Annotated in this window: 18 protein-coding genes and 2 pseudogenes; 3 read left to right on the top strand and 17 right to left on the bottom strand. The window is 71.2% G+C overall.

The genetic code is table 11. The features are described from left to right. Positions 1 to 116 precede the first annotated feature (116 nt). The 8 genes from OKJ99_RS34000 to OKJ99_RS33965 all read right to left on the bottom strand — a co-directional run bounded on the left by OKJ99_RS34000 (position 117) and on the right by OKJ99_RS33965 (position 9,414). Positions 117 to 1,628, bottom strand: a complete 1,512-nt coding sequence (locus OKJ99_RS34000) for an NCS1 family nucleobase:cation symporter-1 (RefSeq protein ID WP_326022042.1) — start codon at positions 1,626 to 1,628, stop codon at positions 117 to 119. Positions 1,629 to 1,737: 109 nt separating this feature from the next. Beyond that, positions 1,738 to 2,760, bottom strand: a complete 1,023-nt coding sequence (locus OKJ99_RS33995) for a TIGR03842 family LLM class F420-dependent oxidoreductase (protein WP_326022040.1) — start codon at positions 2,758 to 2,760, stop codon at positions 1,738 to 1,740. 188 nt (positions 2,761 to 2,948) lie between these two features. Next, a complete protein-coding gene (locus OKJ99_RS33990; RefSeq protein WP_326022038.1) occupies positions 2,949 to 3,758 on the bottom strand; it encodes an ABC transporter ATP-binding protein in 810 nt (269 codons plus the stop codon). Then, the gene (locus OKJ99_RS33985; protein WP_326022036.1) at positions 3,752 to 4,771 is read right to left on the bottom strand and encodes an ABC transporter ATP-binding protein; all 1,020 of its coding nucleotides are present in this window, start codon (positions 4,769 to 4,771) and stop codon (positions 3,752 to 3,754) included. The genes OKJ99_RS33990 and OKJ99_RS33985 overlap by 7 nt, the downstream gene beginning before the upstream one ends. Then, positions 4,768 to 5,607, bottom strand: coding sequence for an ABC transporter permease (locus tag OKJ99_RS33980; protein ID WP_326022035.1), 840 nt, complete (start codon positions 5,605 to 5,607; stop codon positions 4,768 to 4,770). Before OKJ99_RS33980 ends, OKJ99_RS33985 begins: the two co-directional genes overlap by 4 nt. Continuing rightward, positions 5,604 to 6,524: an ABC transporter permease gene (locus OKJ99_RS33975; protein WP_326022034.1), complete on the bottom strand. Its 921-nt coding sequence runs from the start codon at positions 6,522 to 6,524 to the stop codon at positions 5,604 to 5,606. The genes OKJ99_RS33980 and OKJ99_RS33975 overlap by 4 nt, the downstream gene beginning before the upstream one ends. A gap of 62 nt (positions 6,525 to 6,586) precedes the next feature. Continuing rightward, entirely contained in the window at positions 6,587 to 8,218 is a 1,632-nt protein-coding gene (locus tag OKJ99_RS33970; protein WP_326022033.1) for an ABC transporter substrate-binding protein, read from the bottom strand. Then, a complete protein-coding gene (locus OKJ99_RS33965) occupies positions 8,215 to 9,414 on the bottom strand; it encodes an amidohydrolase (RefSeq protein WP_326022031.1) in 1,200 nt (399 codons plus the stop codon). The genes OKJ99_RS33970 and OKJ99_RS33965 overlap by 4 nt, the downstream gene beginning before the upstream one ends. Before the next feature lie 174 nt (positions 9,415 to 9,588). On the opposite strand from OKJ99_RS33965, the gene OKJ99_RS33960 reads away from it, so the two are divergent. Continuing rightward, positions 9,589 to 10,230, top strand: a complete 642-nt coding sequence (locus OKJ99_RS33960; protein ID WP_326022029.1) for a FadR/GntR family transcriptional regulator — start codon at positions 9,589 to 9,591, stop codon at positions 10,228 to 10,230. Here OKJ99_RS33960 and OKJ99_RS33955 read toward each other — a convergent pair. Next, the gene (locus OKJ99_RS33955) at positions 10,217 to 11,110 is read right to left on the bottom strand and encodes an oxygenase MpaB family protein (protein ID WP_326022028.1); all 894 of its coding nucleotides are present in this window, start codon (positions 11,108 to 11,110) and stop codon (positions 10,217 to 10,219) included. The genes OKJ99_RS33960 and OKJ99_RS33955 overlap by 14 nt on opposite strands. 248 nt (positions 11,111 to 11,358) lie before the next feature. Between OKJ99_RS33955 and OKJ99_RS33950 the strand changes: the two genes are divergently transcribed. Next, a complete protein-coding gene (locus OKJ99_RS33950) occupies positions 11,359 to 12,576 on the top strand; it encodes an MFS transporter (RefSeq protein ID WP_326022027.1) in 1,218 nt (405 codons plus the stop codon). Positions 12,577 to 12,817: 241 nt separating this feature from the next. Then, positions 12,818 to 14,290 carry a carboxypeptidase regulatory-like domain-containing protein gene (locus OKJ99_RS33945; protein WP_326022025.1) on the top strand — a complete coding sequence of 491 codons (1,473 nt, stop codon included), beginning with the start codon at positions 12,818 to 12,820 and terminating at the stop codon, positions 14,288 to 14,290. Positions 14,291 to 14,434: 144 nt separating this feature from the next. Here the strand turns inward: OKJ99_RS33945 and OKJ99_RS33940 are convergent. From OKJ99_RS33940 to OKJ99_RS33905, 8 genes and pseudogenes are all read right to left on the bottom strand, one after another. Next, a pseudogene (locus OKJ99_RS33940) lies at positions 14,435 to 14,584 on the bottom strand (Zn-dependent alcohol dehydrogenase); the annotation flags it as partial. 19 nt (positions 14,585 to 14,603) lie between these two features. Continuing rightward, positions 14,604 to 15,563, bottom strand: a complete 960-nt coding sequence (locus OKJ99_RS33935) for a putative T7SS-secreted protein (protein ID WP_326022024.1) — start codon at positions 15,561 to 15,563, stop codon at positions 14,604 to 14,606. Between the two features lie 3 nt (positions 15,564 to 15,566). After that, the gene (locus OKJ99_RS33930; protein ID WP_326022022.1) at positions 15,567 to 16,166 is read right to left on the bottom strand and encodes a hypothetical protein; all 600 of its coding nucleotides are present in this window, start codon (positions 16,164 to 16,166) and stop codon (positions 15,567 to 15,569) included. A 733-nt stretch (positions 16,167 to 16,899) separates the two neighbouring features. After that, on the bottom strand, positions 16,900 to 18,306 hold the full coding sequence (gene hydA / locus OKJ99_RS33925; RefSeq protein WP_326022020.1) for a dihydropyrimidinase: 1,407 nt from the start codon (positions 18,304 to 18,306) through the stop codon (positions 16,900 to 16,902). A 24-nt stretch (positions 18,307 to 18,330) separates the two neighbouring features. Further along, positions 18,331 to 19,173: a nitrilase-related carbon-nitrogen hydrolase gene (locus OKJ99_RS33920; RefSeq protein WP_266715346.1), complete on the bottom strand. Its 843-nt coding sequence runs from the start codon at positions 19,171 to 19,173 to the stop codon at positions 18,331 to 18,333. A 195-nt stretch (positions 19,174 to 19,368) separates the two neighbouring features. Then, entirely contained in the window at positions 19,369 to 20,913 is a 1,545-nt protein-coding gene (locus OKJ99_RS33915) for a PucR family transcriptional regulator (protein WP_326022018.1), read from the bottom strand. A gap of 71 nt (positions 20,914 to 20,984) precedes the next feature. Beyond that, positions 20,985 to 22,283, bottom strand: coding sequence for an aspartate aminotransferase family protein (locus tag OKJ99_RS33910; protein ID WP_326022016.1), 1,299 nt, complete (start codon positions 22,281 to 22,283; stop codon positions 20,985 to 20,987). 174 nt (positions 22,284 to 22,457) lie between these two features. Further along, positions 22,458 to 22,900, bottom strand: a pseudogene (locus OKJ99_RS33905) (hypothetical protein); the annotation flags it as partial.

Below are 22,900 nucleotides of genomic sequence, written 5' to 3'. Positions count from 1 at the left end.
ATTCGGGCATTTGGCAAGCCACATGCAGACGGACCCGCACTCCCGGTTTGGTATACCAAACCTGATGAAGTGCGGGTCCGTCAATGAGGCACGTCACAGAAGTTGGGGTCGGTCGGTCAGTCCCGCCGCTGCCCCGCCATCAACACCGTGTACAGCACGAGCGACGCCCCGAGTCCCACGGCCCAGCCGTAGTCGGCCAGCGGTTTGAGGAAGGGGATCAGACCGTCCAGGGGGAACGGTCCCGCCTTCTCGCCCTTCGCGTTCAACGTCGAGTACGAGCCGCCGACGGCCAGCACGCCGCCGACCACGAAGGCGAGGACGGCGCGCCAGTTCCAGCCGCCCCGGTACCAGTAACGCCCGCCGCGCACATACAGATCGGCGAGGTGCAGCACCGTCCGCCGCACGATCCAGTAGTCGGCGATCAGGATGCCCGCGACCGTGCCGAGCAGCCCGCCGACCACACCGAGCCAGGTGAAGATGTACAGCTCGGGCGTCGACGTCAGCTTCCACGGCATGACGAGGACACCCACCACGCCGGTGATGATCGCGCCCGTGCGGAAGCTGATCAGCTTCGGGGCCAGGTTCGCCAGGTCGTACGCGGGTGAGACCACGTTGGCCGCGACATTCACCGAGATCGTCGCCACGAACACCGTGACCAGCGCGAACAGCAGCCCGAACACGTTGTCCGTCTTGCCCGCCAGCGCCACCGGGTCCCAGATGGGCGCCCCGTAGACCTTCTCCGAACCCGCCGTCACCAGGACCGACATCAGCGCGAACAGGGTCATGGTCGTCGGCAGGCCCAATGTCTGCCCCCAGACCTGCGCGCGCTGTCCCTTCCCGAAGCGCGTGAAGTCCGGGATGTTCAGCGACAGCGTGGACCAGAAGCCGATCATGCCCATCAGGCCGGGGAAGAAGACCTTCCAGAAGTCCGGGCCCCAGCCGACCTTCGACGGCTCGTGCAGCAGCGGGCCGAAGCCGCCCGCCTTGTTCGCGATCCACACCAGCAGCACCACCGCGCCGACGAGCACGAACGGCGCCGCCCAGTTCTCGAAGCGGCGCAGCGTCTCCATGCCCCGGTAGATGATGGCGAGTTCGAGGATCCAGAAGAGGAAGAAGCAGAGCCAGAGGGTCCACGGATAGCCGCCGACCTCGGCCGCTCCCGTCCACCCTCCGAAGATCTTCCCGAGGAGGACGAAGATGCCCTGGCCGCCGATCCACGTCTGGATGCCGAACCAGCAGCAGGCCACCGCGGCCCGCACCAGCGCGGGCAGGTTGGCGCCGCGGACGCCGAAGCCGGCCCGTGCCAGGACCGGGAAGGGTATGCCGTACTTGGGCCCGGCATGCCCGGTCAGCAGCATGGGGAGCAGCACGATGACGTTCGCGAGGGCGATGGTGAGGACCGCCTGCTTCCAGTCCATGCCCAGGGCGACGAGCCCGGACGCGAGCGTCCACGACGGGATGCAGTGCGCCATCCCGATCCACAGGGCCACGAAGTTGTACGTGGTCCAGCGACGGTCGGCGAGCGGGACGGGGCGCAGGTCCTCATTGGCGTAGCGGCTGCCGGCGGGGTAGGCGTCGGCGGCGAGCTCCACCGCGGGCCGGGGTGTTCTCGGGGCGGTGTCGGTCATGGGCAGTCCGTTCTGCTCAGGGAGACGGGAACAGCGGCCGTGCGGGTGCGGATGCCGTCAACTGCCTTGCCTGGTACGGATATTGCTCAACGCTCGATCGCCGGTCGCGTCATGCGTGCAGCGCGGGGATCACATCCCTGCCGTACGCCTCGATCACCGACTCCTTCGCGTCGTGCATGGCGTACACGGCGAACTGGTCGACGCCCAACTCCCGGAGCGCCGACAGCTTTTCGAGGTGGGCGGCGGGCGGGCCGAGCAGACAGAAGCGGTCCACGATCTCGTCGGGCACGAACGCCGTGTCCGGGTTCCCGGAGCGGCCATGGTGCGCGTAGTCGTACCCCTCGCGCGCCTTGATGTACTCCGTCAGGGCGTCCGGGACCATGCCGGAGTGCGCGCCGTACTTGGCCACCAGGTCGGCCACGTGGTTGCCGACCATGCCGCCGAACCAGCGGCACTGCTCGCGCGCGTGCGCCAGCGCCTGCGGTGAGTCGTCGGCCGTGACGTAGGCGGGCGCGGCGACGCAGATCTTCACCGCGGCAGGGTCGCGGCCCGCCGCCATTGCCGCGTCCCGCACCGCCTTCACCATCCACTCGGTGAGGAACGGGTCGGCGAGCTGGAGGATGAACCCGTCGGCCTCCTCGCCGGCCATCTTGAGTGCCTTGGGCCCGTACGCCGCCATCCAGACGGGGAGTTCGGCGCCGTCACGCACCCAGGGGAAGCGGACGACGGAGCCGCCGCCGAGGTCGGCCTCCTCGCCCCGGGCCAGCGCGCGGATCACCTTCATCGCGTCGCTGATCCGGGCCAGCGTGTTCGGCTTGCGCCCGGCGACCCGCATCGCGGAGTCGCCGCGCCCGATGCCGCACACGGTGCGGTTGCCGTACATGTCGTTGAGCGTCGCGAAGGTCGAGGCGGTGACCTCCCACGTGCGCGTGCCCGGGTTGGTGACCATCGGACCCACCGTCAGCCGCTCGGTCTCCGCGAGGATCCGGCTGTAGATGACGAAGGGCTCCTGCCACAGCACGCACGAGTCGAACGTCCACCCGTACGTGAAGCCGGAGCGCTCCGCGCGTTTCATGAGGTCCACGACCGCGGACGCGGGCGGGTCGGTCTGCAGGACGAGTCCGAAGTCCATGGGGAGCCCCTCGTGTCGAGTATCGAATGCCGAGTACCGAGTGCCGAGCCGCCGCTGAAAGGCACAATCGTGGACTTCTTAGTGAGGCTTGGCAAGAGGCCCCCGCGCGCGTTCTACGCGCGTCCTGCATCTGCCACCCGTGCGGGTGAGGGGCGCGGGCTCCCACGCCCGCCCCCTCACCCGCGCGCTCAGACCGCGCTCGTCCGCCGGGCCGGGCGCCAGCCGGGCCCCGGCACCGCCGCCCGCAGCTGCCGGGTGTACTCCTCTCGCGGATTCGCCAACAGGCCTTCCGTCGGGCCCTGTTCGACGACGCGGCCCGCGCGCATCACCAGCGCCCGGTCGCTGATCTGCCGGACCACGGCCAGATCGTGCGAGATGAACACGTAGGCGATCTCGCGGCGTTCGCGGATGTCGGCGAGCAGGTTGAGGATCTGCGCCTGGATCGACACGTCGAGCGCGGCCACCGCCTCGTCGAGGACGAGGACGCGCGGCTCCACGGCGAGCGCGCGGGCGATGGCCACGCGCTGGCGCTGGCCGCCGGAGAGCTGGGCGGGGCGCAGCTCCGCGTGGCGGCTCGCGAGGCCGACCGATTCCAGCAACTCCGTTGCCCGCGACCGCCGTTCGGCGGCCGACGACGGGAAGTGCAGGGCGAGCGCGGTCTCGACGACGTCGCCGACGCGCTGCAACCGGTCCAGGGACGCGTACGGGTCCTGGAACACGATCTGGATCTCGCGGGCCCGGCGCCGCCGCTCGGCCGACGGCACGCGGCGCCGCGCGGCGCGCTCCCTCCCGCACACGGTGAGGCGCCCCGCGTCGGGCGCCTCCAGGCCGAGCAGCATCCGCGCGACCGTGCTCTTGCCGGAGCCGGACTCCCCGACGATCGCCAGGCACTCCCCTGCGCCGACCGTGAACGACACGTCGTCCACGGCCACGGCCTCACCGAACACCTTGCGCAGACCGACCGCGTCGAGCACGGTCCCGCCGCTGTCGCTCACCATGTCGCAACCTCCTCCGCCCGCAGGCACGCCACTCGCACTCCGTCGGCCAACTCCCGTTCCTCCGGCTCCTGTTGATGACAGGCCTCGACGGCGTGCGCACAGCGCGGGGCGAACGCGCAGCCGGCGCTCTCCTCCTTCGCCTCGAAGGCCGCGACCGGGCGGCCGGGGATCACCGGGAGGCGGTGCGCCCGCTCGGTGAGGCTCGGGCGGGAGCGGAGCAGGCCCGCCGAGTAGGGGTGGCGGGGGCGCGAGGTGAGCGCCTCGGCCTGCTGGGTCTCCACCGTGCGGCCCGCGTACATGACGGCGAGCCGGTCACAGGTCGCGGCGGCCAGCTCCAGGTCGTGCGTGATCAGCAGCAGCGCCAGGCCACGGGCCCGCCGCGCCTCGTCGAGGATCGCCATGACCTCGGACTGGGCGGTGACGTCGAGCGCGGTGGTCGGCTCGTCGGCCAGGACGAGATCGGGTTCGGCCGCGAGCACGGAGGCGATCATGACGCGTTGCAGCAGGCCGCCGGAGAGTTCGTGCGGATACTGGCGAAGCCGCCGCGCCCCGTCGGGGATGCCCACGTCGGCGAGGATCGCGACGACGCGGCGCTCGGCCTCCCTGCGCGCCACGCGACGCTCGGCGACCAGCGCCTCCGTGAGGAAGTCGCCCACGCTGCGCACCGGGTTGATGTGGGCGCGCGGGTCCTGGAAGACCATGGCGACGCTGCGGGCCCGCAGGGCGCGCAGGGCACGGCCGCCGAGGGCGCCCACGTCCGTACCGTCGAACTCGATGTGCCCGTGCGTGCGCGCGCCCTGCGGGGTGAGGCCGATGACGGCGCGCGCGGTCATCGACTTCCCTGATCCCGACTCGCCCACGAGGCCGACCGCCTCGCCACGGCCGAGTACGAGATCCACCCGGTCGACGAGCGTCCTGCGCACCCCCTTGGCGCCCGCGACCGGGATGTCGAGCCCGAACCCGCGCAGGGCGAGCAGCGGTGTCGCTTCCCGCTCCATGGATGTGCTGGTCATCGGTCCCTCCCCAGCCGGTCGCCGAGCACGTTCACCGCGCACACCGCGAGGGCGATCGCCACACCCGCGGCCACGGCCTCGATCGGATTGCCTCGCATGGCGCTGTCGAGGCCCGACTTCACCATCAACCCCCAGTCGGGCGTGGGTGGTTGGACGCCGAGGCCGAGGAAGGAGATCGCCGCGAGGTCGATGACGGCGTAGCCGAGCGCGGACACGGCCTGCGCCACGATGATCGGTCGCAGGTTCGGCAGCAGATGCCGTACGCAGATGGTGACCGCGGGCCGGCCCTGCACCCAGGCGGCCGCGACGTACGGCAGGTTCCGCTCCCGCAGCGCGGCGCCGCGCACCACGCGGGCGACGTACGGGGTGTAGGCGACGGTGAGGCCGAGCGCCACCGGCATCAGACCGGGGCCGAGAACGGCCACCGAGAGCAGTGCGAACACGATGCCGGGCACCGCGAACAGCACGTCGAGAACCCGGGAGACGACCATGTCCACCCAGCCGCCGCACCACGCCGCGGTGATCGCGAGGGTGGTGCCGACGACGGCCGAGACGGCGATCACGAGGACCGGGCCGAGCAGGGTGGGCCGGGCGCCCCAGATCAGCCGGGACAGCACGTCGCGGCCGAGGGCGTCGCCGCCGAGCCAGTGTCCTGGCGTGGCGTAGCCGAGCGTGTTGAACAGGTCGGGGAGGTCGGGGTCGTAGGGCGCCACGAGGGGCGCCGCGAGGGTGCCAAGGACGATCAGGGCGAGGACGGCGGCCGCGGCGCGGGCGAGCGGGTCGCGCGGCACCGCTCTGCGGGCGGCGGTCAGCGAGGTGGTGAGGGCGGTGGTCATCGAGCCATCCGGGGGTCGAGGACGGAGTAGAAGAGGTCGACGACGAGGTTGACGACGACGAAGGACGCCACGAGGACGAGCACCACGGCCTGCACCACGGCGAAGTCCCGCTGCATGATGGCGCGGACGAACAGCGAGCCGATGCCGTCGAGGGCGAACACGTTCTCCACGACGACGGCCCCGGCGAGCAGCCCCGCGACGGTGAGGCCGATGACGGTGGTGACGGGCACGGCCGCGTTGCGCAGCACGTGCCGCCGCACGATCCGGGTCTCGGCGAGCCCCCGGCTGCGGGCGGTCTCCACGTGTTCGCGGCCCATCTCCTCGCGTACGGAGGCGCGGGTGATCCGGGCCAGATACGCGGCGGAGCCGACGGCCAGCGTGAGGGCGGGCAGGGTGAGGTGGTGCACGCGGTCCCACAGCCCCTCGCCCGCGCCGAACACCGGGAACCAGCCGAGCCCGCGCGCGAACACGATCACGAGGACGACGCCGATGACGAACACCGGGGTGGCGAGCAGGACGGAGGAGACCCCGGTGACTGCGGCGTCGGTGCGGCCTCCGCGCAGCGCGGCGAGGGTGCCGGCGGCGAGCCCGCCGACGACGATGAGCACCGACGAGTACACGACGAGCCACAGGGTGGTGGCGGCGCGCGTGGCGAGCAGCGTGGTGACGTCCTGCCGGTAGACGAGCGAGCGGCCGAGGTCACCACCGAGCGCGTCGCCGAGCCAGCTGAAGTAGCGCACCAGGAACGGGTCGTCGAGGTGGTACTGGGCGCGGATCGCGGCGATCTGCTCGGGCGTTCCGGTGCGGTTGCCCAGCAGGAACGCCATGGGTCCGCCCGGCACCAGATACAGCAGCCCGTACACGAGGAAGGAGGCGACGAGCAGCACTGCGGCGAGCCCGACGAGCCTCAACAGCACGAATCTCGCGGTGGGGTTCAGAAGGGATTTCGTCTGGGGTTTCGTCTGGGATTTCATCTGCGTCACCGACCTCCCAGGCCCGTGGCCCACGGGTAGTACAGATACGGGAACGACGGGACGGCGCCGGTGACGCGGTCGCTCTGGTAGAGGATCACCGGCAGGTTGTTCAGCGGCATCCATGTCACGTCGTGCGCCACCCTGCTCTGGATGCGGGTGACGATGCGGGCGCGTTCCGCCTGGTCGGCGGTGGCGCGGGCCTTCTTGATGTCGGCGTCGACACCGTCGTACCCGCTGAAGTTGTTGTTCCCGCCGGACAGGAAGACGGTGTACGCGTCGAGCGGGTCCGGCACGTTGCCGTACCAGGTGGACAGGAACGCGTCGATGCCCTTGCGCGCCTTGGGGTCCTGGTAGAGGTTGCCGTACTGCTCGACGGGCACGACGCGGATGTCGATGTCGAGGCCGAGCTTCTTTCCGGTGGCCTTGACGAGGTTGCCGGTGAGTTCGTGCACGGAGGAACTGCCCTGCACCGCGATGGTGATCCGCTTGCGGGCGGCGGGCCCCGCCTCCTTCAGCAGGGCCTCGGCCTTCTTCAAGTCGGCCTTGCCGCTGGGCAGTTCGTCGTACGCCTTGCGGAAGTGGTCCTTCTCGTAGCCCCAGGTCGCGGGACCGGCGAGGGCACGCTGGGCGGGCGCGGTCCCCTGGAAGACGGCGGCGCCGAGCGCGTCGCGGTCGAGGGCGTACGAGAGGGCCTGGCGGACCTTCCGCATCGCGTACGGGCCCTTCTTCGTGGCGTCGAGCAGCGCCCAGTAGGTGAGCGAGCGGCCGAGGGTGACGGTGCCGGTGGGCGAGGACTGCAACTGGCCGATCGCGGCGGGCGGCAGGTAGAAGTACTGGCCGTCGACCTCGCCGGAGCGCAGCGCGTTGACCGCGGTGGTCTCGTCGGCGATGAACCGGAAGGTCAGCGACTTGGAGACGGCACGGTGGGGCCGGCCCCAATAGTCGTTGTTCCGGGTGATGGTGAGCGATTCACCGGAGCGCCAGCGCGCGAACTCGAACGGCCCCGTGCACATCACGCCCTGCTTGGGCGTCCCGTAGTCCTTGTCCGCGCGCCGCATGGCCGACTTCTCGGAGACGGCGCCTGCCGCGGTGGCCATGGCCTGGTTGAACAGGGCGTCGGGCCGCTTGAGCGTGACCGTGACCTCCATCCGGCCGGTGGCCCGCACGGAGTCGACGTTCTGGAAGTAGTCGCCCCACCACGTGCCGAGCTTCGGGTCGAGGTGGCGGCTCAGGCTGGCGGCCGCGTCGTCGGCGGTCAGCGGCTTGCCGTTCCAGAAGCGGACGCCTTCGCGGAGCGTGTAGACCCACTTCTTCGGGGTCGGGTTGGCGGCCTTCGTGGCGAGTCCCGGCTTGATCCTGAAGTCGGGGGTGAGTCGCAGCAGGCTCTCGCAGAGGTTCGAAAGGACCGTGTTCTCGGCGTAGTTGAAGGACTTGATCGGGTCGATGCCCTGGGGCTCGTAGGGCAGGTTCCAGGTGATCGAGTCGAGGGACTTCGTCGCCTTCGGGGTCGAGGTCTTCAGGTCGAGCGCGACGGCGGGGCGCAGCCCGCCGGGCCCGCCGCCGCAGCCGCCGAGGGTCGCGGCGAGGAGCAGGGCGGCGAGGGCGGATCCCGCGGAAGTGAGAGCGCGGCGGTTCACGGCGCGCCACCGCCTTCGACCAGTTCACCGTCGCGCGCGATGACCCGGCCGCCGCGCACGACCATCCGCGGCACGGGCCTGCGCACCACGGCCTGGGCCACGCTCGGCGCGTCCACGAGGATGAAGTCCGCCGGGTCGCCGGGCCGGAACGCGACCCGGTCGAGGCCCAGCAGGTCGGCGCCGCCGTCGGCCACGAGCGCGTAGCAGGCGGCGAGTTCGGCGTCGGTGCGTGCGTCGCTGCGGTAGGCGAGCAGGTGGGCGCGGTCGAGCAGCTGGGCGTTGCCGAACGGGGTCCACGGATCACAGACCCCGTCGGAGCCGATGGCGACGGCGGCGCCCGCGCGGGTGAGCGCGGCGAAGGGGACGAGCGGGTCGGCGCCCAGGGCGCAGGTGGTGACGGTGACCCCGGCCTCCACCAACTGAGCGGCGACGAGGGCGAGTTGTGCGGGTTCGAGGCCGTCGAGCGCGAAGGCGTGACTGACCGTCACCCGGCCTTCGAGGCCCGCGGCCACCGTGCGGCGCGCGATCTCCGTGATCTGGTCGACCCCGACGGGGCCCCGGTCGTGGAGGTGGATGTCGAGCCCCACGTCGCGCCGCTCGGCGAGCGCGAAGAGCAGGTCGAGCTGCCCGTCGCGGTCGCCGTCGAAGCCGACCGGATCCAGGCCGCCGACCAGGTCGGCGCCGTCGTCCAGGGCCTTCTCCAGGAGTACGTCGGTGCCGGGCGCGGCACGGACGCCGAGCTGCGGGAAGGCCACGACCTGCACGTCGAGGAGGTGCGCGCGGGCGTCGGCCGCCGCGCGCACGCCGCGTACGTTGTCGACCCCGAACTGCGGCGCCACGTCGGCGTGCGCGCGCAGGGCGCGGGTGCCGTGGGCGATCGCGTGGTCGAACAGCGCCCCGGCGCGCTCGGCGACCGGGGCCATGCCGGTGCGCACCGAGGCGTCGTACGCGATGAGTTCGGCGAGGGTCTCGGCGGGCTCGCGGTCGAGCCAGGGGCCGCCCCAGGTGGTCTTGTCCGGGTGGATGTGGGCGTCGACGGGCGCGGGCAGCGCGAGCAGTCCGCCGCCCCCGCACTCCTCCTCGACACCGGCGTGCCCGCCGGTGTCGACGAACCGTCCGCCCTCGATCACCAGGTCACGGGCCGCGCCGCCGAGCGGGCGCACCCCCGTGAAACGCCTCCGGTCGCACTGCTCCATCAAGCCATCTCCCGTGTCTGGTTCCGGAGTTGCCGAGTTGCCGAGTTGCCGCATAGAGTTATCAGACATCTGATGTTTGGAGAAGAGGGTGCGCGGAGGAGTGCCGAAGAAGGCAGGGCGCATAATCGCGAAGGGGCGCCCAGCGCGCCCACCTTTCACGACAGGCGGGGAGACATGAAGAGCGTCGGGCGGAAGTCCCTGGTGGACGCGGCGATCATCGAACTGCGCGGGGAGATCGCGAGCGGCAGGTGGCAGGTCGGCGACAAGATCCCCTCGGAGAGCACCCTCGCCGAGACCCTCGGGGTGAGCCGCCTCTCGGTGCGCGAGGCGGTCCGCGCCCTGGTGCACACCGGGCTGCTCACCACCCGTCAGGGCGACGGCACCTACGTGACGGCGACGGACGAGGCCGCCGTCGCCTTCGGCCGGATGCTCGCGGACGTGGCCGACCAAGACGTGGAGGAGGTCCGCAGGGGCCTCGATCTGGTGGCGGCCCGGCTCGCCGCGAGCCGCCGCACGGAGGCCGACCTGACGGAGCTCCGGGACATCACACTCCGCCGCCAACAGCACTTCGAGGCACGGGAGTTGAAGGAGTTCGTCGAGGCCGACATCGAGTTCCACCTGTGCGTCGCGCGGGCCGGGCAGAACCCGCTGCTGCTCGACCTCTACACGACGCTCAGCACGGCGCTGCGCGACACCGTCCTCGCGGACGACATGCGGCACTCCACGACGGACGCCCACCAGGCGCTGGTGGAGGCCATCGCGGCGGGCGACCCGGCGGCCGCGGACACCGCCGCGCTCACCATCATCGAGGCGTGAACGGCCCCTGGGGTCGGGCGTCCTCGGCACGCGCCCGGCCGGGGAACGTACCGAGGTCGGCGACCCGGTACCCGTTCGGATAGCCGCGCACAGTGCTGCTGTCCCGGCCGTGCTGCGGCGTGCTCCGCGCCGGGAGCAGCCGGACGAACCGGCCACGCATCCTGAGCCCGCCCCGCACCACCCGCTCGACGGCCGCCCTCGGGTCCTTGTAGCCGAACGCGGCGCGCAGCGGAGGGTCCATCAGACAGACGGAGGCCCGGCGCACGGCGGCGCCGAGCGGGCCCGGATACCAGGACGCCATCAGGCCGAGCGTCGCCTCGGACACCGCGTGCCCGCCCGGGTCGTAGGCGAAGTGTTCGCGCTCGTAGTCGTCCATGAGGCGCTCGAACTCCTCGAACGTCTCCGGGATGTCCTTGATGTTCATGCGCCGGCCGAGGTCCCGGTAGTAATTGGTCGCCGCGCGCACCTCGCGCGGCGAGTACGGCCGCCACGCGTAGGCGTCCATCCAGCGCTTGGGCACGACGACGAAGGTCGACAGGACGTAGCGGTAGTCGTCGTTGGAGATGTCGTACGCGCCGTGCATCCGGTTCATCCGGCGCACCGCCTCGCGCCCCTCCCCCGCGTCGGGGCCGTGCTCGCCGACCGCGTCGAGGATGAGCACCGTGTCGTCGTACCGCTTCTGCGCCCGCTCGGTGAACTCGCCGGTACGGCCGAGGAGTTGACCGATGCTCGGCACCGCGTACGTCCGGTAGAGGGCGAACCCCAGGGCCTGCATGGTGTCCCAGGGGAACTCGTACGACGAGCTGATGCCGTAGATCTCGTGGTAGTCGGTGTCGGGATCGAGCCTGCGGATCTGTCGGATCCAGTGGTCGCGCCGCACGCTGGTCCTCCCTGGGCCTTGGCGCACGACGGGGCCGTGTCCCCGACGTGCCCGCGGCCCCACCTTCGTACGGCTGCCTTCAAGGATCAAGAGCGTCGGCGGACGGATGCGGAGCGCGGGGTGACCGAGGTCACGCGGGCATGCGGGCCGATCGCGGAATGCGCGGGTCCGTCCCGCTGCTGCACGGTTGTCGGCCGATCTCTGTCCCAGGGGTCGGCCTCCCCGTTCTTCGAAAGGCTTCCTGCACCATGCCGCTGGCCCTCCTGGCCCTGGCTGTTGTCGCGTTCGGCATCGGCACCACCGAGTTCGCCACGATGGGGCTGCTGCCCCAGATCGCCGACGGCATCGACGTGTCGGTGCCGCACGCCGGCAATCTCGTCTCCGCGTACGCGCTCGGTGTCGTCGTCGGCGCCCCCGTCCTGACCGGCATCGGCGCGCGCATCCCCTACAAGCGGCTGCTGCTGCTCCTGTCCGGCCTGTTCGTGGTCGGCAACATCGCGTCCGCGCTCGCCCCGAACTTCGGCCTGCTCTTCGCCGCGCGCTTCCTGGCCGGTCTGCCGCACGGCGCGCTGTTCGGCGTGGGCGCCGTCGTCGCGTCCCGGCTCGTCACCCCCGACCGGGCCGCCCGCGCCGTCTCGAAGATGTTCCTCGGCCTCACCGTCGCGAACATCATCGGCGTCCCGGCGAGCACGGCCCTCGGCCAGCACCTGGGATGGCGCTCCGCCTACTGGGCGGTCGCCGTCATCGGCGGTGTCGCCCTCGCGGCGCTCGCCCTCTTCGTGCCGCACCAGCCGCGGGGCGGGCAGACCGGGATCCGGCACGAGCTGCGGGCGATGGGCAACCGGCAGGTGGTGATCGGCCTGGCCACGGCCGTGGTCGGATTCGGCGGATTCTTCGCCGTCTACAGCTACTTGGTGCCCATGCTGACGAACGTCACGGGCATCTCCGACTCCTCGACCACCCTGGTCCTCGCGCTCTACGGCGTCGGCATGACGCTGGGCACGCTGATCGCGGGCCCGCTCACCGACCGCGCCCTGCGCCCCACGCTGTACGCGGGGCTCGCGCTGCTCGCCGTGGCCCTGGTGACGTTCTACTTCGCGGTCCACGCCACGGTGCCCGCACTGATCACGATCGTCGCCATCGGGGCCCTCGGCTCCCTCATCACCACACCCGTACAGATGCTGCTGATGACCAAGGCGGACCAGGCCCCGACGATGGCGGCGGCCTCCAACCACTCCGCCTTCAACCTCGCCAACGCGGGCGGCGCCTGGCTCGGCGGCCTGTCCATCTCGGCGGGCTGGGGCTGGACCTCCCCCACCCTGGTGGGCGCGGCCCTCGCCCTCGCCGGCCTCGCGCTCGCCTTCGCGGGAGGCCTCATGGACCGCGGCGGCCGCTCCGACGTGGTCGCGTCGTCCGACGCCGAGCCGTCGCCGCGGTCCGACCAGGTCACGATGACGAAGCCGTAGGTCCTCGGTACGCGGGGCACCCCGTCAGGCAAGGGGCATCGCTGCCGCGGCAAAGGCCCCGTACGGAGTAGCCGACCGGGCGTCACCCCGTGCCCTGTGGTGGCCTGGCAGCAAGGCAGTCGGCGGCGTTCTCCCAGAGGGTGGCCTCGGACCCATCCGAAGAAGCTGCTCGCCCGTCCCGATGAAGTGGGACATCGGGCGGTGGGCGCCACCCCTCGTACGACGCACAGGACAGGACACGGTGAACAGCAGCAACGGAGAGCCTGACGACGTCCGGGCCGACGACACCCAGGTCACCGTGCACGCCGAGCGCCCTGTCGAGGAGAAGGCCGACAGCAGCGCCAAGGCCACCGCGGTGGCCCTCCTCCAGAGCCTCTGGTTCCCCGCGCTCTTCTTCGCCGGATTCCTCTGCTGCTACCTGCTGGCCTTCCACAACCCCACCCCGCACCACCTCAAGATCGCCGTCCCGTCGGCCGCCGCGAGCCAACTGCAGGCGGGCTTCGACAAGTCGGCGCCCGGCGGCTTCACGATGGTCCCCATCGACGGCGGTGCCGACCTGCTCAAGGAAGTGGTTCTCCACCAGGACGCGGTCGCCGCATACATGCCGGCCACCACCCAGGGCGGCACCGCGCACCTGTACGTCGCCGGGGCCTCGGGGGCCGAGCTCACCCTCGTCCCACAGCAGGCGTTCGAGCCGGTCGCCGCCGCGTCCGGGTCCGAGCTGAAGGTGACGGACCTCGCGCCGACCGTCGCCAAGGACGGCATGGGCACCAGCATCTTCTACCTGAGCCTGGCCCTCACCATTCCCTCGTACATCATGGTCATGATGATGCTGCGGGCCACCACGCTCACCAGGCTGAAGAAGGTCGCCACCTTCCTGGTGAGCGGCGCGGTCTTCGCGGTGGTCGGCTTCTACGCGACGCTCGCGATGGGTGCGATCCCCGACCGGCCCGTCTCGATCGTCTTCATGTTCATGCTCACCACGGCGGTCTCCCTCGTCTGCTACGGACTCGCCCCGTTCGTGCGGCAGTTCTTCCCCGGCGTCGCCGTCACGATCTTCGTGTTGCTCGCCATGCCGTCGAGCGGCGGCGCGGTGCCCGTGCAGATGGTGCCCGGATTCTTCCGCGCGCTCCATCCGATCCTGCCGCTCGGCAACCTCGTCTCCGCGCTGCGCTCGCACTTCTACTTCGACGACAACGACCTCGCGCAGCCGGTCCTCGTACTGAGCATCTGGATCGTGGCGGGCATCGCGCTGATCCTGCTCGGCGCCCTGCTCGAGCAGTACCGGGTGCGCGCCGCGGCCGCCAGCGGGGGTGTGGTCTCCGTCGGCGACCAGGAGCGCCAGGCCGCCTCGCCCGCCGTCGGGACGCCTCGCCCCCAGGCCTACAACCCGGCCCTGGGGCGCAACGACGCGGCGCAGCCCGACCTCGTGGGCCGGGTGCTCGGCGACCGGGGCGACCCCTTCGCCAACGTGCTCGTGGCCGTCCTGAGCACCAGCGGCAAGACACTGGTGCACACCCGCACCGACGCCGAGGGCTGGTACCGCTTCACCACCCTGCCCGAGGGCACTCTCATCGTCCTGGCAGGCCTGCACCGCCACGCCCCGGCCGTCTCCCGCGTACAGATCGCCCCTGGGTACGTCGCCCGCCAGGACTTCGTGATGCACCCGCTCTCGTCCGATCAGCAGGAGCAGCCACCCACCACGGCGCAATAGCCGCCTTCCGCTGCCCGTGTAGGCGACGTCGATGACAACCGCCCCGGGGCTCGGCGGGACCGCTTCGGCTCCGGGCCCGCTTCCCTTCCGTCCATCTTGAATCGGACGTGCTGTTCGTGGATGACGGTGACATCCTCACCGCCGCAGGGCCGCCTGGTCCAGTGGGAGGCCTTCGGGCAGTGCCACGAGCGGTTCGGCCGGGACGGTCCACCGGCGTTGCATCGCTCCGGTCGAGTCGATTCCGACGAAGTCGAGACGGTGACAGATGTGGGAGTTGCCTGCCCGGCAGGCGGGGCTCCGATGTGACGCGGCCTCAGATCGTCTTCGGTAGTTGCTCGGGGTGCGTGGCGAGGTTGGTCAGCCCGGCGAGCACCATTTGCTGCTGGGCGTACGCCTGGGCGGGGTGGGTGAGGTTGTACGGGTCCAGCGGATTGAACGTGCGGGCCAGTTTGGCCACGTCGGTGAGGCTCTTGACGACGCCCCCCGCTGCATGGGTCCCGCTGAGCAGGCCGGTCGTGATCAGGTCCTCGCCGCCCGCCTGCAAGCGGTCGGTGAAGGCCGGCTTCTTCGGCGCCGTATCCAGGGCGGCGGCCACCAGCCGCTGGGCGTCCCGGCCCGCGTCGCCCCGCTGCCGGCGCGCCTCGACGAGCAGGTGCTCCGCTGCCGCCCTGCCCTCCTTGCCCGGGTCGGTGAACGGGCCGGGCTTATCCGGGACAGCACCCGGCGCACCACCCCGCTCAACGCTGCTGTTGTACGCGCCGACGTCGCTGTTGTACGCGTCGATACGGGCGTTGTAGCTGTCGACCGCCTGCTTCAAGGCCTGCTCGGCGGCCCGCCACTTCTCGATGGCCTCACGGGCCTGGTTCTGTGCCCAGCGGACCGTGTCCGCGTACGTCTCCAGGGCCTTGGCCGCCGACTCGCAGGCGTCCGCCGCGGTGAGCCACGCCTTGGGCTGGACATCGAACTTCTCCCGGAAGGCGTCTCCGGCCCTGCCCTGCCAGTCGCCGGAGTCCAGGCCACGTAGCCCCTGGCCTACGTTCTCGAACGCGGAGAAGAAGTCCCGCAGATGGCGCGCGATCGACTCGATCTTGTCGGGGCTGCCGTGGAGCAGTTCCTTGGGATCGTCGCTCTCGCCGAGGTCGCGTTCATCGACCTCCGCACCCAGTCGGTTGGCGAGTGACTCGCCGCCGTCACCCAGGTTCTCGGCCGTACCGTCCAGCCCCACGTGGTCCAGGCCGTCGGCGGCCCTGTCGATGTACCCCCCGATGCCCATGGATCAGTTCCGCCCCGCGGTGCCGTCCCCGGTGCCGGGTGCGCCGTCCCACTGCCAGTCGACGTCCGTGTCCCGACCGGACAGGGCCTCCGCCGCGCCCAGCAGAGGCGAGGACTTGGCGTTCTCGCCCGCCTGGTCCCAGGCCGCTTCCGCCTGCTGCAGCGCGCCCGGGGCGGATTCCGCCGCGTACTCCGGATTCAGCGATTGGGTCACCGGGCTCTTCAACGTGTCGCTCCAGCTCTGCCGCGCCACCTCCTCCTCCGAGAGGTACGGATTGCCGCCCGCCGCTGTGTAGGCGGACTTCAACGTGGTCGAGACGTACTGCTCCTGCTCGTGGTAGAGCCCGGCCGACAGCCCGAGACCGTGCGCCAGTTCGTTCGCGTCCCGCATCAGCGAACGCACACCCCAGCCCCACTGGTCGCAGAACTCGGCGAACGTCTCCGTCAGTCCCGCATGTCCCGACTCCAGACCGGTCAGCTCCAGATCATCGAAGCCGCGCCCGAGGTTCGCCTCGATGCGGGAACAGGACGCCGTCCGGCGACCCCGGGTCCAGGGCGACGCCGCACGGAACGCCCGCTGTGCCCGCCGTGCCGGCCGCCTCATCGAGCAGACGCGCGCCCAGCACCTTCAGATAGGGCCAGTCGCGTGCGGCCTCCGACGCGCCGCGCGCCTGTACGAAGTGGGCCAGCGCCTCCTCAACAGGTGTGCCCCGGTCTCCGCCAGAATCCGGATTCGGACCCGGTCTGTGACGTCAATCTACGAAATAGTTGGGGGTAGGCGTCACAGACGACGGCGGATCCACCTCGGGCCCGCGCGCCTACCGCAGCCAATTCGCTTGCGCACGGGGTCGTTCAGCGCTCATAACGCGGACGAGTCCTCCAGGTTGCAGCCGACCGCTCCCGGCAGATCAGCCGACACCTGTGTCAAGCGCGCCGCACGCGACACGTCCGTCACTCCATCCCCAACAGGCCTGCCCTGTCCCCCCGTTGGTCTTTTGTCGCGCCGGATCGTAGCCACCATGATCAACACATATAGCTGCCGGCTCGCAGCGGAGCATTCTCAATACCCGTAACAACATGACCCGTAACAACATGGTGGATGCCGTGACGTTCAGCCCGGACGGCCAGACGCTCGCCGGCGGCTTGGTGGATGGAACGGTGAGCCTGTGGAACGCGGTGCTCCCTGACACGGACGACTCCATCAGGCAAATCTGTCGCTCCCTTCACCGGGACTTCAGCCAAGAAGAACGCGACCAGTACGTGCGCCGATGCTCCTGTATCGGCTGGTGCCTGGTTCGGTCACAGCGCCCCTCCGTGCGGGCCGGGGTGTGGGCCAGCTACCCCAGGTACTGACACGTCCCCCGCGGCATGTACACCCCGTGCCCGGCCCGCCCCGTGAACTCCCGCTCCGTGACGACGAGTTCGCCCCGCGACAGCACCGTCTCGACCTGCCCCGTGAGGCGCTTGCCCTCGTACGCCGAGTAGTCGACGTTCATGTGGTGGGTCGAGGCGCTGATCGTCTGCTCGGCGTGCGGGTCGTAGATCACGATGTCCGCGTCCGTGCCCGGCGCGATCGTGCCCTTCTTCGGGTACAGGCCGAACATCCGGGCCGGGGTCGCGCAGGCGATCTCGATCCAGCGGCGGCGCGTGATGTGGCCGTCGACGACCGCCTGGTGGAGGAGGTCCATGCGGTTCTCGACGCCCGGCATGCCGTTCGGGATCTTCGAGAAGTCGCCGCGGCCCAGCTCCTTCTGCCCGCTGAAACAGAACGGGCAGTGGTCGGTGGAGACGACCTGGAGGTCGTTCGTGCGCAGGCCCCGCCAGAGCGCCGCCTGGTGCTCCTTCGGCCGCAGCGGGGTGCTGCACACGTACTTCGCGCCCTCGAACTCCGGCTCCGCCAGGTTGTCCGTCGACAGGAACAGGTACTGCGGGCAGGTCTCGCCGAAGACCGGCAGGCCCTCGTCGCGGGCCCGCGCCAGCTCCGCGAGCGCCTCCTGCGCGGAGACGTGCACGACGTACAGCGGCGCGCCCGCCACCTGCGCCAGCTTGATCGCGCGGTGCGTCGCCTCCGCCTCCAGAAGGGACTTGCGGACCTCACCGTGGTAGCGCGGGTCGGTCTCGCCGCGGGCCAGCGCCTGCTGGACCAGGACGTCGATCGCGATGCCGTTCTCCGCGTGCATCATGATCAGGCCGCCGTTCTCACCGGCCCGCTGCATCGCCCGCAGGATCTGTCCGTCGTCGGAGTAGAAGACGCCCGGGTACGCCATGAACTGCTTGAAGGACGTCACCCCCTCCCCCACCAGCAGATCCATCTCCTTCAGCGTGTCCTCGTGCACATCGGAGACGATCATGTGGAAGCCGTAGTCGATGGCGCACTGGCCGTCCGCCTTCGCGTACCAGGCGTCGAGGCCCTCGCGGAGCGAGTGGCCCACCGTCTGGATGGCGAAGTCCACGATGGTCGTGGTGCCGCCCCAGGCCGCGGCGCGCGTGCCGGTCTCGAAGGTGTCGGCGGCGTAGGTGCCGCCGAACGGCATCTCCATGTGGGTGTGCCCGTCGACGCCGCCGGGGATGACGTACTTCCGCGACGCGTCGATCGTGCGCGCGTCCGTCCAGGACGCGGCGGTGTCGCTTCCGGTGGCCGCGAGGGCCACGACGCGGCCGTCCTCGATGAGGACGTCGGCGTGCATCTCGTCGGCGGCGGTGACGACGAGTCCGCCGCGGATGACCGTACGGACGGCGCTCATGTGCTCCTCCAGAGGTACGGGGACTTACGGGCGGGTCAGGGGCTCGTACGCCTGCGGGTTGCGGTCGCGGTAGAACTGCCAGCGGTCGCGGACCTCGCGCAGCTTCGCCATGTCGAGCTCGCGGACGACGAGTTCGGGCGCCTTGTCGTCGGCGACCTCGCCCACGAACCGGCCCTCGGGGTCGACGAAGTACGACGTGCCGTAGAAGTCGTTGTCGCCGTATTCCTCGACGCCGACGCGGTTGATGGCGCCGACGAAGTACTCGTTCGCCACGGCGGCCGCCGGCTGCTCCAGCTGCCAGAGGTAGCGGGACAGGCCGCGGGACGTCGCCGACGGGTTGAAGACGATCTGGGCGCCTTCGAGGCCGAGCGCGCGCCAGCCCTCCGGGAAGTGCCGGTCGTAGCAGATGTAGACGCCGATCTTGCCGACCGCCGTGTCGAAGACCGGCCAGCCGCTGTTGCCGGGGCGGAAGTAGAACTTCTCCCAGAAGCCCTTGACCTGCGGGATGTGCGTCTTGCGGTACTTGCCGAGATAGCTGCCGTCGGCGTCGATCACGGCGGCCGTGTTGTAGAGGACGCCCGGCTGCTCCTCCTCGTAGACGGGGAGGACGAGGACGATGCCGTGTTCGCGGGCGAGGGCCTGGAAGCGCTGGACGACCGGTCCGTCCGGCACCGACTCCGCGTACTCGTAGAACTTCGCGTCCTGCACCTGGCAGAAGTACGGGCCGTAGAACAGCTCCTGGAAGCAGAGGACTTGGGCGCCCTGGGCGGCGGCGTCGCGGACCGCCTGCTCATGCACCTTGATCATGGACTCTTTGTCGCCGGTCCATGCGGTCTGGAAGATGGCGGCGCGGATCACGGGGCTCATCGGGACCTCCCAAAGCTTGCTTTCGATGGCTCGGACGGTGATGGCTCGGACGGTGAAGGCTCGGACGGTGATGGCTCGGACGGTGGCGGCTCAGTCGGTGCCGGCTCAGGCTGTGCTGGCTCCGACGGTAGGGGCCGCGGGGGCCGCGGCCGAGTCGCAGCGTGTCACGCGCGGGGGCGCGGGCGTTGCACGGTGTCACGGCCCCGTCTGCGCGTCGTGCGCCAGCAGGGCCAGATGGACGGACGCGGCCTGCTCGAAGTCGTCGAGGTCGACTCCGAGCAGCGCCTCTATGGACTCCAGGCGGCGGTAGACGGCGGGGCGGCTCATGTGGGTGAGGAGGGCGGTGCGGGACTTGTTGCGGCCGGTGGTGAGGTAGCCGCGCAGGACCGGGAGGAGCTCCGCCGCGTCCTCGGAGGCCAGGATGGCGTCCAACTCCCGTTCGGAGAAGGCTTGTACGCGGGGGTCGTCGCGCAACTGCCGTACGAGACCGCGCAGTCGTACGTCACCGATGCGGACCACCGGCGGGAGGCCGGGCGGCGCGCCGGCGGCCGCTTCGGCGACGTGCAGCGCCTCGCGCAGCGCCTCCGGCACGTCCTCCCAGTCGGAGTGCGCGGGGCCCGCCGCGACGACGGCCCGCGCGTCGCCGCTCTCGGCGCGCAGCCGGTCGGCGAAGTGCGCGGCGAGCGCCTCCGGCGCCTGGTCGCGGGCGAGGCTGAGGAGGACGGCGGTGGAGCGCTCGGCCAGTTCCGCCACGAGGCCCTTCAGCCCCAACAGGCGTAGAAGGCGGTCGAGTTGGGACGGCGAGGTGTCGCGTACGACGAGGGGGACGAAGGTGCGGCGGTTCACCGGGAGGCCCGCCGCGCGGGCGCGGGGCAGCAGGCTGCGGGCGGGCGCGCCGCCCGCGAGCAGGTCGGAGAGCAGACAGCGGGCCGACTGCTCCTCCCAGCTCGGCCCGGAGCCCGACAGCAGGTGGTGCAGGACCAGGGCCTCCGCCGCACGGTCCGCGAGCAGCCGCCCGGACGCGCCGTCGCCGCGGTGCCCGCACAGCACGACGGAGCCCCAGCGTTCGCCACGGCCGCCGAGGTCCGCGCGGATCCAGCCCTCCCCGTCGACCCCGCCGGGCTGCCGGGCGATCCGGTCCCAGTCGCGCAACACGTCGTCGACGGCGGGGTGTTCACCGGCGGTGGCGAGGACGCGGTGGGCGAGGTTGGTGAGGACGACCGGGCAACCGCTGTGCGCGGCGATCTCGTCGAGCAGTCCCTGCAACGGAGCGCCCGCCGTGATGAGGCCGGTGAGCGCGGTACGGATCCCCTCGGAGAGGCTGACGGCGGCGAACTTCCTTCGTACGAGCCGGGATTGCACCTCCTCCGTCAACTCGGCGAAGGGGAACGGGCGGTGCAGCACCACCATGGGCAGCCCGTGCCGTTCGGCGGCGCGCCGCATCCCCTCCGGGGAGGACGGGAAGGCGCGGCCGAGGCCCAGGACGAGGGCGGCGGCCTCCGCGCGGTGCAGGGAGTCGATGTACTCGGCCTGCAGCCGCTCGTCGTCCGCGAGCAGGACTCCCGTGGTCAGGATCATCTCGCCGCCGCTCAGCATCACACCCACGTCCGCGGCCTCGGCCACGTGCACCCAGCGGACGGGGCGGTCGAGGTGGTCCGCCGCGGCGACCACCTCCGGTTGGCCGGCGGCGATGCGGTCCAGGGCGAGTATCTGGCGGACGGAGAGGGTGTGCGCGGACATGTACGGAGGCCTCCGTTCAGATCTGACCCAACCGGCGAGCGGTCGCGGGGCTCCGCCCCGGACCCCGCTCCTCAAACGCCGGAGGGGCTGGATTTGAGCGCCCGATCCAAAATCCCCGCCCCCTCCTCCGCCTCCGCCACGGTCAAGGTCATCGGCGGAGCGATCCGTAGGACGCTCGAATCGTGCCCGCCCCCCTTGCCGATCAACAGCCCCTGCTCCCGGCAGGACTCGATGACCTGCGCCGCGTCGGGGCCGGGGCCGGGGCTCTCCAGCTCGATGCCGATCATCAGCCCGCGCCCCCGCACCTCCCGCACGCCGGGCGCGCTCGCGGCGATCGCGCGCAGGCGCTCGATGAGGAGTCCGCCGACCCGCCGGGCGTTGCCCTGGAGGTCGTGTTCCAGGAGGTACGAGAGGTTGGCGAGGCCCGCCGCCATGGTGATCGGGGAGCCGCCGAACGTCGAAATGGAGTTGGCGTCAAGGCAGTTCATGACATCACCACGGGCGACGACGCCGCCGATCGACATGCCGTTGCCGATGCCCTTGGCGAAGGTCAGGATGTCCGGCGGTCCTGACTGCGCGTGCGCCTGCCAGCCCCAGAAGTGCTCGCCGGTACGGCCCCAGCCGGTCTGCACCTCGTCCGAGATCCACAGGATGCCGTGCTCGCGCAGGACGTCGCGGAAGGCGGCGTACAGGCCGTCGGGCGGGGAGGTGAAGCCGCCGACGCCCTGGATGGGTTCGGCGATGAGCGCCGCCACGTTGCCCCGGGTCTGGCCGAGCATGTCGCGCAGGTCCGCGACGCAGGCGTCGATGAACTCGGCGTCGGACAGCTGGGCGTAGGGGCCGCGGCCGCGCACGCCCCCGTGCACGTACAGCGTCTGCAGCGGGGACAGGCTCGTCGGCGACCAGCCCTGGTTGCCGGTGATGCCGACCGCGGAGAACGAGCGGCCGTGGTAGCTGTTGCGCATCGCCAGGATCTGGTTCGAGCGGCGGTACGCGGTGGCGAGCAGCAGCGCCGTGTCGTTGGCCTCGGTGCCGGACGTGGTGAAGAAGACGCGGGCGTCCGGGATGCCCGACAACTGGGCGACACGCTCGGCGAGTTCGACCATCGGGCGGTTCAGATAGAGCGTCGACGAGTGGACGATGCGGGAGGCCTGTTCGCTCACCGCCTTGGTGACCTCGGGCAGCGCGTGCGCGGTCATCGTCGTGAGGATGCCGCCGAAGAAGTCCAGGTACTTATTGCCCTCGGCGTCCCAGACGTGCCGGCCCTCGCCGTGCGTGAGCTCGATCGGCTCGTCGTAGTACAGGGCCAGCCAGTCCGGCAGGACATCGCGGTGGCGGTCGTGCAGAGAGGCTCGGGAGGGGGTGGTCATCGGCAGCACTCCTTCTTCCTTACGTCCCTACGCAGGTACGTCCCTGCCTAGCGCCTCTACGCACGTAGAACGGCGGTAGAGGGACGAACGTAAGCCTCATCGGGGGGCTTGCCAAGGGCATCGTCGGCAACCCGCTGGATCGTGGCGGCACGGGCCACCCGTGCGGGTGACGGTTCAGTGCGCGATGCCGGCGATGCGCAGCGCGTGCACCACGTCCCAGTACCGCTCGTCGGAGACCCGCCGCGCCGCGTCGAGGAGCAGCGGGACGAGCCGGTCGGGGGCGCCGCGCGCGCTGTCGGCGGCCTCTTCGGGGGTGCGGCCGCGGATGTACGCGTCCAGGAGTGTGCGGACCTCGCGGTGCCGGCCTTCCTGGTCGAGCCGGTGCACGGCGTCGCCGAACTCGGCGGGCGGGCGGCCCGTGCCCTGTCGCAGCAGTTGGCGGCCGTCGGCGGAACGGCCCGCCACGGCCAGCGCGTCGGCGGCGGCGACCAGGCGGTCCGGCGGCAGCGACCCGGCCTCCCACAGCAGGGTGGCCCAGTCGGCGCCGAGCCCGGCCCGCGTCAACTCGACGGCGAGCAGCGGGAGATGGGCGGCGGGGCCGACGGCCGCGTCCACGA

Origin of the sequence: Streptomyces endophyticus, assembly GCF_035798155.1 — a bacterium.
In the GTDB taxonomy this organism is placed as follows: Bacteria; Actinomycetota; Actinomycetes; order Streptomycetales; family Streptomycetaceae; genus Streptomyces; species Streptomyces endophyticus.
Note: the sequence above shows the minus strand (reverse complement) of the source record. Positions and strands in the feature narration are given on the sequence as shown.